15 protein-coding genes, 1 tRNA gene, 1 other RNA gene and 1 riboswitch are annotated in these 12,798 nt (G+C 71.9%); of the genes, 7 read left to right on the top strand and 10 right to left on the bottom strand.

All coding sequences use genetic code 11. The features are described from left to right. The first annotated feature begins 30 nt into the window (after positions 1-30). Both CGQ25_RS01500 and CGQ25_RS01495 read left to right on the top strand, forming a co-directional pair. Entirely contained in the window at positions 31-1,167 is a 1,137-nt protein-coding gene (locus tag CGQ25_RS01500) for a Gfo/Idh/MocA family protein (RefSeq protein WP_208712809.1), read from the top strand. Between the two features lie 39 nt (positions 1,168-1,206). Beyond that, on the top strand, positions 1,207-2,211 hold the full coding sequence (locus CGQ25_RS01495) for a sugar phosphate isomerase/epimerase (protein ID WP_208711487.1): 1,005 nt from the start codon (positions 1,207-1,209) through the stop codon (positions 2,209-2,211). 92 nt (positions 2,212-2,303) lie between these two features. Here CGQ25_RS01495 and CGQ25_RS01490 read toward each other — a convergent pair whose 3' ends face one another. Together CGQ25_RS01490 and CGQ25_RS01485 are read right to left on the bottom strand one after the other, a co-directional pair. Then, on the bottom strand, positions 2,304-2,537 hold the full coding sequence (locus CGQ25_RS01490) for a hypothetical protein (protein ID WP_208711486.1): 234 nt from the start codon (positions 2,535-2,537) through the stop codon (positions 2,304-2,306). Positions 2,538-2,550: 13 nt separating this feature from the next. Next, positions 2,551-3,360 carry a methylenetetrahydrofolate reductase gene (locus CGQ25_RS01485; protein WP_208711485.1) on the bottom strand — a complete coding sequence of 270 codons (810 nt, stop codon included), beginning with the start codon at positions 3,358-3,360 and terminating at the stop codon, positions 2,551-2,553. Between the two features lie 144 nt (positions 3,361-3,504). Further along, positions 3,505-3,602: riboswitch (glycine riboswitch) on the bottom strand. Positions 3,603-3,753: 151 nt separating this feature from the next. Between CGQ25_RS01485 and CGQ25_RS01480 the strand changes: the two genes are divergently transcribed. After that, the gene (locus CGQ25_RS01480; RefSeq protein ID WP_208711484.1) at positions 3,754-4,440 is read left to right on the top strand and encodes a TetR/AcrR family transcriptional regulator; all 687 of its coding nucleotides are present in this window, start codon (positions 3,754-3,756) and stop codon (positions 4,438-4,440) included. Here CGQ25_RS01480 and CGQ25_RS01475 read toward each other — a convergent pair. After that, positions 4,394-5,032: a LytR C-terminal domain-containing protein gene (locus tag CGQ25_RS01475; RefSeq protein ID WP_208711483.1), complete on the bottom strand. Its 639-nt coding sequence runs from the start codon at positions 5,030-5,032 to the stop codon at positions 4,394-4,396. The two genes, CGQ25_RS01480 and CGQ25_RS01475, sit on opposite strands and share 47 nt — an antisense overlap. A 7-nt stretch (positions 5,033-5,039) precedes the next feature. Then, complete coding sequence (locus CGQ25_RS01470; protein WP_208711482.1) at positions 5,040-5,339, bottom strand: type II toxin-antitoxin system VapB family antitoxin; 300 nt, start codon at positions 5,337-5,339, stop codon at positions 5,040-5,042. 157 nt (positions 5,340-5,496) lie between these two features. Between CGQ25_RS01470 and CGQ25_RS01465 the strand changes: the two genes are divergently transcribed. Then, complete coding sequence (locus CGQ25_RS01465; protein ID WP_208711481.1) at positions 5,497-6,387, top strand: hypothetical protein; 891 nt, start codon at positions 5,497-5,499, stop codon at positions 6,385-6,387. 133 nt (positions 6,388-6,520) lie between these two features. Here the strand turns inward: CGQ25_RS01465 and CGQ25_RS01460 are convergent, their stop codons facing one another. Then, positions 6,521-7,006, bottom strand: a complete 486-nt coding sequence (locus CGQ25_RS01460) for a DUF4188 domain-containing protein (RefSeq protein WP_208711480.1) — start codon at positions 7,004-7,006, stop codon at positions 6,521-6,523. Between the two features lie 87 nt (positions 7,007-7,093). Here CGQ25_RS01460 and CGQ25_RS01455 point away from each other — a divergent pair, with 87 nt between their 5' ends. Next, positions 7,094-7,669 carry a TetR-like C-terminal domain-containing protein gene (locus CGQ25_RS01455; RefSeq protein WP_255405495.1) on the top strand — a complete coding sequence of 192 codons (576 nt, stop codon included), beginning with the start codon at positions 7,094-7,096 and terminating at the stop codon, positions 7,667-7,669. Between the two features lie 106 nt (positions 7,670-7,775). On the opposite strand, the gene CGQ25_RS01450 is transcribed toward CGQ25_RS01455, so the two are convergent. The 5 genes from CGQ25_RS01450 to CGQ25_RS01430 all read right to left on the bottom strand — a co-directional run bounded on the left by CGQ25_RS01450 (position 7,776) and on the right by CGQ25_RS01430 (position 11,931). Continuing rightward, entirely contained in the window at positions 7,776-8,279 is a 504-nt protein-coding gene (locus CGQ25_RS01450) for a glutathione peroxidase (RefSeq protein ID WP_208711479.1), read from the bottom strand. A gap of 53 nt (positions 8,280-8,332) precedes the next feature. Beyond that, complete coding sequence (locus tag CGQ25_RS01445) at positions 8,333-9,397, bottom strand: M23 family metallopeptidase (RefSeq protein WP_208711478.1); 1,065 nt, start codon at positions 9,395-9,397, stop codon at positions 8,333-8,335. Between the two features lie 321 nt (positions 9,398-9,718). After that, positions 9,719-9,804: transfer RNA gene (locus CGQ25_RS01440), tRNA-Ser, on the bottom strand. A 70-nt stretch (positions 9,805-9,874) separates the two neighbouring features. Then, a complete protein-coding gene (locus CGQ25_RS01435; protein WP_208711477.1) occupies positions 9,875-11,218 on the bottom strand; it encodes a HAMP domain-containing sensor histidine kinase in 1,344 nt (447 codons plus the stop codon). Beyond that, complete coding sequence (locus tag CGQ25_RS01430; protein ID WP_304442228.1) at positions 11,215-11,931, bottom strand: response regulator transcription factor; 717 nt, start codon at positions 11,929-11,931, stop codon at positions 11,215-11,217. Before CGQ25_RS01430 ends, CGQ25_RS01435 begins: the two co-directional genes overlap by 4 nt. 167 nt (positions 11,932-12,098) lie before the next feature. On the opposite strand from CGQ25_RS01430, the gene CGQ25_RS01425 reads away from it, so the two are divergent. After that, positions 12,099-12,659 carry a hypothetical protein gene (locus tag CGQ25_RS01425; RefSeq protein ID WP_208711476.1) on the top strand — a complete coding sequence of 187 codons (561 nt, stop codon included), beginning with the start codon at positions 12,099-12,101 and terminating at the stop codon, positions 12,657-12,659. A gap of 42 nt (positions 12,660-12,701) precedes the next feature. After that, an RNA gene (ffs, locus tag CGQ25_RS01420) (signal recognition particle sRNA small type) lies at positions 12,702-12,798 on the top strand.

Raw genomic sequence — 12,798 nt, 5'->3', positions numbered from 1 at the left:
GAAGGAGTACATGTGAAATCGGAGCAGGCCATGGCCCAGCCCCAGCCGACCCTGGGTGTGGCGGTGATCGGGTATGCGTTCATGGGCAAGGCCCACTCTCACGCGTGGCGGAACGTGGGGGCGTTCTTCGATGTCCCGGCCGTGGAGCAGAAGGTCCTCGTGGGCCGCCACGCCGAGGAGGTCGCCGAGGCCGCCGCACGGTACGGGTGGGCCGAGTCCGCCACCGACTGGCGCGAGGTGATCGCCCGGGACGATGTGCACATCGTGGACATCTGCGCCCCCGGCTGGCTCCACGCCGAGATCGCGGTGGCCGCCCTCGAGGCCGGCAAGCACGTCCTGGTCGAGAAGCCCCTGGCCAACACCCTGCCCGAGTCCGAGCGGATGGCCCAGGCCGCCCGCGCTGCCCGGGCCCGCGGAATCGTCTCCATGGTGGGGTTCAACTACCGCCGCGTCCCGGCCCTGGCCTACGCCCGCCAGCTCATCGCCGCCGGCCGCATCGGCACCGTCCGGGAGGTCCGCGCCTCCTACCTCCAGGACTGGCTCGCCGACGAGAACGCCCCCATGACCTGGCGCCTGCGCAAGGAGGCCGCCGGGTCCGGCGCGCTGGGCGACATCGCCTCCCACGCCATCGACCAGGTCCAGTACCTCACCGGGGACACCGTCACCGAGGCCTCCGGCCGGCTCCACACCTTCACCGCCCAGCGCCCAGGTCCCGACGGGCCCGAGGACGTCACGGTCGACGACGCCGCCTGGGCCACCCTGTCCCTGGCCTCCGGGGCCGTGGCCTCCGTGGAGGTCTCCCGCGCCGCCACCGGGCGGAAGAACTCCCTGCGCATCGAGGCCTACGGCTCGGCTGGGGCCATCGCGTTCGACCTCGAGCGCCTCGGCGAGCTCGAGTTCCTCGACGCCACCGCCCCCGCCGAGGAACAGGGCTTCCGCCGCATCGTCGTCACCGAGCCCGGCCACCCCTACGCCGGCGCGTGGTGGCCCCAGGGCCACATGATCGGTTGGGAGCACACCTTCACCCACCAGGTCCGCGACTTCCTCACCGCGATCCGCGACGGCACCGCCCCCTCCCCTTCCTTCGACGAAGGCCTCCAGGTCCAGCGCGTCCTGGCCGCCATCGAGGAATCCGCCGCCGCCAAATCCATCACCGTCCAGGTCTGACACGGCCTACCCCTGCCGCGAGAACTGAAGGAGATCACGATGCCCCGCCCGTTCACCCTGTTCACCGGCCAGTGGGCCGACCTCAAGCTCGAGGAAGTCGCCGAGCTCGCGGCCGGCTGGGGCTACGACGGCCTCGAGATCGCCGTCTCCGGCGAACACCTCGACGCCGCCCGCTGGGACGATGCGGCCTACATCGACGAACGCCTCGGCATCCTCGAGCGCCACGGTCTCAGGCTCTGGGCGATCTCGAACCACCTCAAGGGCCAGGCCGTGTGCGACGACCCGATCGACTTCCGCCACCAGGCCATCGTCGGCTCCGCCGTCTGGGGCGACGGCGACCCCGAGGGCGTGCGCCAGCGCGCCGCCGAGGACCTCAAGAACACCGCCCGCCTCGCCAGAGCCCTCGGTGTGGACACGGTTGTCGGGTTCACCGGGTCGAAGATCTGGCAGTACGTGGCGATGTTCCCGCCGGTTCCCGCCGAGGTGATCGAGGCGGGCTACCAGGACTTCGCCGGCCGGTGGAACCCGATCCTGGACGTCTTCGACGAGTGCGGCGTCCGGTTCGCCCACGAGGTCCACCCCTCCGAGATCGCCTACGACTACTTCTCCACCCGGCGGGCGCTCGAGGCGATCGGCCACCGCGAGGCCTTCGGGCTGAACTGGGACCCCTCCCACATGATGTGGCAGGGCCTGGACCCGGTCGCGTTCATCACCGACTTCGCGGACCGGATCTACCACGTGGACTGCAAGGACACCCGGATGCGGATGGGCAACGGCCGGGCCGGGATCCTCTCCTCGCACCTGCCCTGGGGCGACCCCCACCGCGGCTGGGACTTCGTCTCGGCCGGCCGTGGCGACGTCCCGTGGGAGGACTGCTTCCGCGCCCTCACGGCGATCGGCTACACCGGCCCCATCTCCGTCGAATGGGAGGACGCCGGCATGGACCGGCTCATAGGGGCGCCCGAGGCCCTGGCGGCCCTGAAGAAGTTCGACTTCGCCCCCTCCACCGCCTCCTTCGACGCCGCCTTCAGCAACCAGGCCTGACGGAAGCCGCTGCGCGCGGAACGCGGGCACGACGGCGCGGGTTCGCCTCCGCCGTCGTGCCCGCCTTCTGTGTGTCCCCAGGTATGGGGGGGCTACCGCGAGGGGCGCGAGCCGACGGCGATCACCACGTCGTCGCTGCTGTGGAACATGCGGCGCCCCTCGATGCCACCGAACTGGATCCAGAGGACCGAGCCGTCGCGGCTCGCGCCGTCGACCGTTCCCGGGCCGATGTACTCGCCGTGGGCGGTGATGTGGACGAGGGCGCCGCGGCGCAGTTCGTGCCAGGAGTGGCGCGCGACGCGCGCGATGCTGGGTGCGTAGGCCATGTTCGCCGTCCCCTCAGACCAGACCGAGGTTGTTGAAGGTGAAGAGGTGGATGCCGGCCAGCCCCGCGCGGGACGCCGACAGCTCGCCGATGAGCCGCTCCGACGAGTAGGCGTCGCCGCTCAGCAGCCTGCGGGCCAGCGGTCCCTTGCGGCTGATGAACTTCAGCGACGGGCCCACGCCGATCTTGGCGGCGAGCGAGATGAGCCGCGCGCGCGGGACGCGGCCGGGGACCCCGGCCCACACCGGCAGGTCCAGGCCCTCCTGCCGCAGGAGCGCGGCGAAGGCGGTGATCGCGGGCGCCGAGAAGCACATCTGCGTGACCACGTTGGCCGCGAGGTGCTGCTTGGCGAGGAGCGAGTCGAGGAGCTCGACGGCGGTGCGCTGGGGATGGCCCTCGGGGTACCCGGCGATGCCGATCGCGAGCCGCCCGCCGGTGAGGTCCGCGATGTCCTCCATGAGGTCCAGGGAGGTGGCGTACGGGCCGGCGGGGCGGACGGCGTCCCCACTGATCGCGAAGACCTCCTCGATCCCCGCGGACTCGAAGTCGCGCAGCGTCTTCGCGAGCCGGGAGCGGTCTACGATGCTCCGCGCCGCCAGGTGGGGCACAACGCTGTACCCGAGGCCGGCCAGGCGGACCGCGGCCTGGGCCGTGGCCTCGATCCCATGGTGCGGGAGGCAGGTGACCGTCAGGGCGGTGCCCTGGGGAACCGTGGTGGCGATCGCGGGAACGATCTCCTCGGTGGGCACGATCTCGAGGCGGGTCCGAAGGGGCTCGGTGGAAGCGGAGGTGCGCGGTGGCGCGGTGAGCGTCTGTCTCGTCATGGAGGACTCCCAGGTCTGGCCGGGACTGGGCCCGGCATGGATGGCTGTCCTCCCCGCTCTGTCATGAACCTGAGAGTTTCCGCGGCTGTCGCCGCTTTGCACCGTCGGTGAGCCCGCTCTGCGCGGGCTGCTTTCCAGAGTTGCCTCACCGCGGCGGTACGTGGGCCTGAGAGATTCCTGGGGAGGATTTGCTCCTACGGCACCCGCTGGCTGCACCGGCAGGACTCTCCCGCCGCAGATCATCGGCCTATTGACTTGTAGCGCAGCCCGGGGGCGGCACCGGTTCAGTGTGTCGGACCTCACCCACTGTGTCAATCGCGCCCACTGGCCCGGCGCCGCGCCACATGGCCCCTCAGCCGCACTTTTGGTGACACACCGACGTAAAATGTGAGTATGCCCCGCATCCAGGCCGAGTCGAATGCAGCCCAGCGAGCCCTGACGCAGCGCAGGATCCTCGACGCCTTCGGCGAGCTGCTCTTCACGCGGGGCCTCCCGGGACTCACCATGACGGACGTCGCGCGGCAGGCCGGCGTCGGTCGCACGGCTGTGTACAACTATTACGCGGACATGGAGGAACTCCTCATCGGGTACGCGCTCGACGAGACGGGCCGCTTCCTCGCCGAGCTCAAGGCCCAGCTGGCCGGGCTCGAAAACCCAATCGACCGTCTGGCCGTGTACATCCGCGCCCAGGTCGAGGACCTCTCCCGCCGCCACCTTCCCCCGGGGCCGGCCATGCGGGCCGTGCTCTCGCCGTCGTCCTTCGCCAAGCTCGGCGACCACGTGGGCGAGCTGAACATGCTCCTGACCGGGATCCTCCAGGACGCGATGGCGGAGGGCTACCTGCCCCAGGCCGACGTCGACGAGCTGGTGGGGCTCGTGCACGGCTCCCTCACCGCGAGCGCGGACCGGGGCCGCGAGGAGGAGGGTGCGGCGCACGACGACGAGGCGGAGCGCCGCACGGCCGCCACCGTGCGCTTCATCCAGCTCGGGGTCGGCGCGCGCTTCGACGCGGAGGGCAGGCCGGTGCGGGGTGCTAGCGGACCGGCGGCGTCGCCGTCGACGTCGGCAGGTCGCAGGTGATGGTGCCCGGAGTCTGGTCGATGAGCGCGGCGTCGGTCAGGGTCTTGTAGCCGGGGGCGAGGATGAGGTCCAGGCTCGCGTCGCTGCGACCGTCGCGCACGTAGATGCTCCCGGGGACGTTGCGCTGGAGCGTGAACGCGGCGGCCTCCCCCGCGATGCCTCCACGGATCACGGCGGCGGCCTCGGTCGGATAGGTCGCGTTCCCCACGTCCTTGATCACGAACTTGCGCGCCGCGAGCTGGTCGGCGACCTGGCGTGCGAGGCCCTCGCGGAATGCCGCGTTGAGCACGTTCACGCTGATCTGGTCCGCGGGGACGTAGTCGTAGGTCCCGGTGGGGCAGGCCGGCAGGGCCGGCTGGGCGTTCGGCTGCGGAATGGTGAGGTAGCCGGAGAGGATGGCCCAGGCGGTGCCCGCGCCGAAGACCACGATCAGCGCGAGGAGGGCGATGGCCACACCGTGCCGGACCCGCCGCCACATGCGGGACGGGTCCTGGAGCCCCTCGGGGTCTTCGCGGAACTGCTCGCGCAGCTGGCGGCCGTTGACCACGTGGTGTCCGTGGTAGACGGTCGGGTCCTTCGGCTTGCGTGCCATCGTCTGCTCACGAGTCCAGGTCGAGGACGCGGGCGTGGATCGCGGTGCGCTGGTGCAGTGCCGTGCGGACCGCGCGGTGGAGGCCGTCCTCGAGGTAGAGGACGCCCTTGTACTGCACCACGTGCGGGAACAGGTCGCCGAAGAAGGTGGAGTCCTCGGCCAGGAGCGCCTCGAGGTCGAGGGTCCTCTTCGTCGTCACGAGCTCGTCGAGGCGCACCGGTCGCGGGGGCAGCGCAGCCCAGTCCTTGGGGGACGTGTAGCCATGGTCGGGGTACGGACGTCCTTCGCCCACCGCTTTGAAAATCACGCCTCAAGACTAGGCTCGCACCGCCTCCGGGGGGAGCCGGGCCGGGAGCGGCCGGGGCATTGTGGCCAAACGGTTACCCGCCCCGTGGGCCTCGCGGGGGCCCGTCATCTCGGCAGGCGGATTCTTGCGCCGAAGGCCCCAATGGAAGAATGGCGGCATGGAGACCACGCCCGCCTTCGCCCTCCTGCTCGACGTCGACGGCCCCATCGCGAGCCCCGCGACACGTGACGTGAAGCCGGAGATCATCAGGCTCCTCGGCGAGCTCGGCACGGCAGGCATCCCGATCATCTTCAACACCGGCCGCTCGGACGCGTTCATCCGCGAACAGGTCATGGAGCCCATGCTCGCGGCCGGGATGCCCTCGGGCTTCACCGTGCACGCGATCTGCGAGAAGGGCGCGACGTGGTTCTCGTTCACCGCCCAGGGACCGGGCGTGGTGCACGTGGACCACAGCCTCGCGGTGCCTGACGCCTTCGCGGACGACATCCGGACGCTCGTCGCCGAGAAGTACTCCGCCCACATGTTCTTCGACGAGACGAAGCGGGCCATGGTCTCCGTCGAGCAGCATGTGGAAGTCTCGAACGCGGACTACCGCGCCGAGCAGGAGCTGTTCGACGCCGACGCGATGGCTGCGATGGGCAGGCACGACCTCGGGGTCGTGCGTCTGGACCACCACGTGCCCGGCAGCGACGACACAGTGGACTACCGCGTGGACCCCACCATCATCTCCACCGACATCGAGTCCGTGCGTCTGGGCAAGGACCTCGGGGCGTCCCGCGCGTGCGAACTCCTGCGCCGCGACAGCATCGTCCCCGCCGCCTGGTACACCGTGGGCGACTCCCGCACCGACTACGCGATGGCGGACTGGCTGCACCACAACGACCACGTCGTCTCGCACGTGGACGTCCGCCCCTCCGACGGCGTCCCCGCCAAGCCCTACGAGGTCCTCACCGCGGCGTACCTGGGCCTCGACGACGACGTGATCCACGACGACGCCGGCCTCGCCTTCCTCGCCCGGTGGCGGGATTCGCTGGCCCTCGCCGACTGACCGCCGAGGTCACCCCGTCTGAGCCCGAGGTCACCCCGTCTGACCGCGAGGTCACCCCCTCTGACCGCGAGGTCACCCCGTGTGAGCGCGAGGTCACCCCTGAAGCACGACGCCGGCCACTCGCCGTCGTGCGTCAGCCTGCCCTCTGCGCACGCAGCCGCTGCCGCGCGGTGTTGAGACCGGCGGTGACGGGCACGTGCCGCGTGGCCCGGGCGAGGCCGAATGCCGGCATGCCGTTGTACACGACCTCGATTCCGGATGCGGGCACCTGATAGGTCTCGTGCCAGACGCCGATGTCGCCCGTGCCTGCCACCGTGCGCATGAAGTCGCGCCAGGGCTTGAGGTGCGGGGCGTCGCGGTCGGCTGCGAAGCGATGGAGGTGCTCCGGGCTCTTCCAGTAGCTCACGAGCAGGGTGGTGCGGCCGAGCCACTGGTGCCACGCGAGCATCCCGGCGTCCGGGGCCCGCTCGAGGTGCCCGAGCATCCGCGGCATTGCGGACGCGACGCGGAGCACCGGCCCGAGCTTCCACCAGCGGTTGGCCCGCATCCCGATGAGGAAGACCGTGATGTCTCCGTCCGTCGCGGCCGTGTACCGGCCGGGGAAGACCTCCTGTGCCATGGCCCTGCCCTCGCTGTCTGCTCAGAACGTTCTGCAACTCGGTTTTGTAACTGCGTTACGTAACAACGTTATGAATACACTGAGGGCATGGCAAGGCCCGTCCTGCACGACAGCGTGCTCCGTTCCCGCCTTCTCGACGTCACCGCCGAGCTTGTGGACCGGGAGGGCCCCGCGCGGGTGACGCTGAGGCAGGTCGCGGCCGCCGCGGGAACCTCGACCACGGCGGTGTACTCGCTCTTCGGGGGCAAGTCGGAGCTGCTCTCCGCCGTCATCGACAGCGGGTTCGCCTCGTTCGGCGATGCGCAGCGGGCGGCGGCCGACGGCGGCCTCCCGGCTCTCGGGATCGCGTACCGCGAGTGGGCGCTCGCGCATCCCGCGCTCTACCGGCTCATGTTCGGAGGAGCGCTGGCCTCCTATGCGGAATGCGTGGCGGATCCGGAGACCGCGGACGGCTCCATGGAGCCGCTTCGCCGGTCGATCGCGGCAGCACAGGCGGAGGGGAGCATGAGGCAGGCCTCCCTCGAGGACGTGGCGGCAGTGATCTGGGCCCAGGTCCATGGCCTCGTGAGCCTCGAACTCGCAGGCATCGCGCCGCCCGACGCCGACTGGGACGCCGCCTACAACGCCGGGCTCGACGCCGTCTCACGCGCCTGGGCGCCGTGAGGCCGCAAGGCCTGCTGCGGCTGCCGGGCCAGAGGCCGGGCCAGGGCCGGGCCGGGCCAGGGCCGGCCGGGGGCGGCCGGGGGCGGCGGCGCGTGAACCCCTGTCGTCAGGCGGCCGAGACCGTCGCGGGGAGGGCATCCTCGATCGCAGCGACGAGCTCGGGAGCGTCCGGCTCGACCGCGGAGCGGAAGCGGCCGACGACCTCGCCCTCGGGGTCGACGAGGAACTTCTCGAAGTTCCACTTGACCTTCTCGCCGAGGTCATACCCTGCCGGGAAGCCCGTGAGGGCGGCGTAGAGCGGATGCTGGTGCTTGCCGAGGACATCGGACTTGGCTGTGAGCGGGAAGGTCACGCCGAAGTTCACGCGGCAGAACTCCTCGATCTCGGCGTCGCTGCCCGGCTCCTGCCCGGCGAACTGGTTGCACGGCACCCCGAGCACCACGAGCCCGCGCTCTCGGTACTGGCGGTAGAGCGCTTCGAGACCGTCGTACTGCCTGGTGAAGCCGCACTTGGAGGCGACGTTCACCACGAGCACAGCCCGTCCGGCGAAGCTGCCGAACGTCGTCTCGGTTCCGTCGTTGAGGATCAGGGCAATGTCAGTAAGGCTCACCCGACCGAGTCTAGGGGAGGGTGCGCGGGTCGGGCGGACCTTCGCTCCGGTGGCTACTTGGTCGGCGTGGGAGTGGGCGTCGCCGTGGCGGTCGGCTGCGGGGCCGTCGTGGTCGTCGTCGTGGTGGTCGTGGTGCTCGGTGCGGCGGTAGCCGTGGGAGTCGGACTCGGCGCCACCGCAGTCGGAGTCGGTGTCGGTGTTGGTGTGGGCGTCGGCGTCGGCGCCGGTGCCGTGGTCTCGGTCGGAGCCGGAGCCGGCGCGGGAGCCGGAGCCGGCGCGGGAGCCGGTGCCGGCGCGGGAGCCGGCGCCGGGGCGGGGGCCGGTGCCGGGGCGGGCGCCGCCGGGGTGGTCGTGGACGACGGCGGCGCGGCAGGCGAGCCGGTCGGGGTCGGGTCGACGAGCGGCGGTGGAGCCGGGGCGGTCGGGGCCGGGACCACCACTTCGCCGGGGGTCGGCTCGGCGGCCTGCGCGGGGATCGCCCAGTTCTGGCGCTCGTTCGTGGACTGGCCGTCCTTGGGAGTGTAGTCCGTGATGACCACGGAGCCGAGCGCAGCCATCTGCGCGATCGGGATGAACGTGAACGTCATCGGGTCCACGTGCTGCCCGTCGCGGATCGTCTCGAAGTGAAGGTGGCAGCCCGTCGACGAGCCCGTCGAGCCGACGAGGCCGATCACCTGCCCGACCTGCACCGTCTCACCCGTCTTCACTGCTGCACCGAGCATGTGGTTGTAGGTCGTGATGATCCCGTTGCCGTGGTCGATCTCGACCCGGTTCCCACCGCCCCAGGGGTGCCAGCCAGCGGCCCGCACCACGCCGGCGTCGGCCGCGTACACGCGCGTGCCGCAGGCGGCTGCGAAGTCCTGCCCCCAGTGGAACTCGCCGGCCGTGCGCGTGAGCGGACTGGTGCGGTACCCGAACCCGGAGGTCGGGACCAGGGTCTCGAGCGGCGCGTAGAGCTTGCCCGCCTCGGGACGGTGGAGATCCACGGAGGCGACGTTGACGGGGCCGCTGGGGCTGGTGCCGGTGCTCTGGCCGGCGCCGACCGTGAGCACGTCGGTGCGGTAGAAGCTGACCGAGGCGTTCGGATCGGCCATGATGGGGAGGACGTCGGATGCCATGGCAGGCGTCGCAGCAAGCGCTATCGAACTGAGGGCCGCGAGGAGCACGCCAGCGGAGCGGGCGCGGAGGCGTGTGGCACGGTGAGCAGAGGCTCGGAGCATGGTGTTCGGACTCCCCAATCAGTCGCCGCGCCGCCCCGACGGCGCTACCGGTATACAAGCGCCCCCGGCTGACGCACGATTCATTGTGCGTGACCCGAGGGCTTCTTGAACAGGGGCCGAAAGACCATGGCCGCCCGGCCAAACCTGTGAATTTCGCACCATGCCGGTGGGAGGGAGAAAGGAAGCCCCCGGTCCGAGGACCGGGGGCTTCCACATGCGCGGAGGATGGGGGATTTGAACCCCCGAGGGCTGTTAACCCAACACGCGTTCCAGGCGTGCGCCATAGGCCGCTAGGCGAATCCTCCAGGCTTGCTCATCAAGAGCAGGCTCCAGAATACCCGACTGTGCGCCGTGTGCCGAATCGGGCCCGAGGCGTCACGCGCGCGGAAGCCTCAGCGAGAACGCGGCCCCGCCCTCTGGCGCCCTCCCGGCGCTGAGCCGCCCGCCGAGCCGGGCCGCCAGCCGGGAGGCGATCGAGAGCCCGAGACCGGTGCCGACCTTCCGCTCCCCCGCGTACCGGTCGCGGAGGACGCCGCGGTCGAACGCGCGGGCAAGGTCCTCGTCGCTGAGCCCGGGGCCGCCGTCGCGCACCTCGAGCACGACGGCGCCGCCCTCCTCCCGCCCTGCGAGCACCACGGGCGCGCCCCGGGGTGCGGCCCGGAGGGCGTTCTCGACGAGCCCGTCGAGCAGCTGGCGCAGCCGCCGGGGGTCGGTGGAGACGATCAGCGGTCCGGACACCTCCGCCCGCACCGCGACTCCCGCCGGCTCCCACACGCCGCGCCACGCCTCCACGACGGCTGGGAGGACCTCGGCGGCGTCGACCTCCGCTGCGTCGATCCGGAAGTCGTCGGCCTCGAGCCGGGCGAGCTCGAGGAGGTCGCGGACGAAGTGGTCCAGGCGCTCCGTCTCGGCCGCGAGCGTCCGTCCGACGCCGGGCACCTCGGCCGGCGGGATGATGCCGTCCGCGAGCGCCTCCGCATAGCCCTGCAGCGCCGTGAGCGGGGTGCGCATCTCGTGGGAGATGGACAGGAGGAACTCGCGCTGACGGGCTTCGCTGGACGTGAGCGAGGCGTCAAGGCCTGCGAGCGCCCTGGAGACCTCCGCAATCTCCGCCGGGCCGCCGCCGTCGACCGCCACTCCCCGCTCGCCGCCCGCGAGCCGCCGCGCCGCCCCCGCCATCCGCACGAGCGGCCTGGCGACCCATCGTGCCACGAGCGCCCCGCCCAGGACCGCCGCAGCGAGCCCGATCAGCAGCGCCCATAGGAGCCGCGCCACGAGCGGCCCGGCAGCCTGCGTGACGGCCGAGACGGGCTCGGCGAGCACGAGCCCGCCCCCGGCGGCAATCGGCCGCGCCTCGACCACCACGGGCACGCCGAGCACGGTTTCCGCCTGGGACACCGACTGGCCGGCGAGGACCTTCTTCACCACCTCCGGGCTCACGAGCCGGCGCCCCGCACCGGAGACGGTCCCGTCCGGCTGGACGAGTGCGATCCGCCCGGCTTCCCCGAACGCCTGCTCCCTGAGGGAGGCGAGGTCCGTCACGTTTCCCGAGGCGCTCAGCGCCGTCGCCGCCCGGGCGAGGTCGGTGCGGGCCTGGTCCACGGCTGCCGAGCGGATGAGCTGGGCGCCGACGAGGCCTGCCACGACCGTGGCGATCGCGGCCACCACGGCCATGACGAGGGTGACGCGCGCGTGCAGCGAGCGCAGCCATCGCCTCATGGCGCCCGGGGCCGTTCGTCCGCCGCGCTGTAGCCGACTCCCCTCGATGTGCGCAGGGGACTCGCCTCGCCGAGCTTGGCCCGCAGCTGCGCCACATGGACGTCCACGGTGCGGCCCCCGCCGTAGTCCGCCTGCCCCCAGACGGCGGCGAGGAGCTGCTCGCGGCTGAACACCCGCCCGGGCTGGGACATGAGGTACGCGAGGAGGTCGAACTCCATCGCCGTGAGCGCCACGTGCCGCCCGTCGGCCTCGGCGGTGCGGCGTCCGAGGTCCAGCCGGACGCGGCCGACCGCCAGGACGGGCGGCGCCTGCGGGCCCGCCGCCCGGCGCAGGATGCCCCTGACCCGGGCCACGAGCTCGCGCGGCGAGAACGGCTTGGTCAGGTAGTCGTCGGCGCCGAGCTCCAGGCCGAGCACGCGGTCCACCTCGTCGTCGCGCGCGGTGACGAAGATGACGGGAGTCCAGTCGCCTTCCTCGCGCAGCCGGCGGCAGACCTCCACCCCGTCCAGGCCGGGCAGCCCGACGTCGAGCACGATGGCCACGGGCCGCAGCTGCCGGACGCGGGCGAGCGCGGCGGCTCCGTCCCGCTCCACGTGCACGCCGTACCCGGCCCGCGTGAGGTACAGGCGCTCCAGGTCGGCAATGGCGGCCTCGTCCTCGACCACGAGCACGAGCCCGCGTTCACCGCCTGCGCTCTGCCTGCGCTCCTCCACAGACTCATTCAAGCGCACGACGGCGCGCGCTCGCCCCTGCCTTCCCGGACGGCCGCGAGACTTTACAGTCCCCGAACATGGAGCGAACCCGGCGCTTGCCGGCGCGGGGAACCATGGGCTGCATGAGGCGCGAATCAGCCGCTACCCCCAGAACGGAAGGCACCACCATGCTCCCGACGACAGACCACTCCACACGCTCCCGCCGACCCTGGAAGGCAGGGGCCGCGGCTGCGCTCACGGCAGCCCTGCTCGCCGGCGGCGGGACAGCTGCGGCCTTCGCGAGCACGGCGCCCCAGTCGGTGGCTCCCGCCGCTGCGGCGTCCACCCCGTCACCGTCGCCGTCGGCCTCCGGGCATCCGGGCCCGGGGGCCCAGCGTCTGGCGCGGGTCGCGCTGAGGCGCGTGCTCGCCGTCGTGATCCGGCAGGACGGGAGCGACCAGTACGGACAGCACGCCCAGCGCGCGGCCCGGGCGCTCACCCGGCATCCAGCGGTGTTCAAGCATGTGCCCGAGAAGCTGCAGCAGGATCTCAAGACGCTCGCCGACGCGCCCGCGGGAGACGCCGTGAAGGACGCCCAGACCGTCAAGGACCGCGCACTCGACGGGACCTACGGCGACTCCGTGAAGAAGGCGGCCGAGGCCATCCAGAAGGCGCCCGCGAAGGCCCAGCAGAAGGGCTCGCCCTCGCCGTCTGCCACCCCGAGCCCGAGCCCGAGCGCGACCAGCTGAGCGGCCGATTCGAGGCATCGGCCCAACTCCGCTAAGATGGTCTGCAGCCCCTCATGTGGCGTCATCCTGCTGAACTCCCCCAGGACCGGAAGGTAGCAAGGGTAGGTGGGCTCTGGCGGGTGCATGAGGGGCCTTTTCG

Origin of the sequence: Sinomonas sp. R1AF57 (assembly GCF_002224485.1) — a bacterium.
In the GTDB taxonomy this organism is placed as follows: domain Bacteria; phylum Actinomycetota; class Actinomycetes; order Actinomycetales; family Micrococcaceae; genus Sinomonas; species Sinomonas flava.
This window is presented reverse-complemented; position numbering and strand designations above follow the sequence as displayed.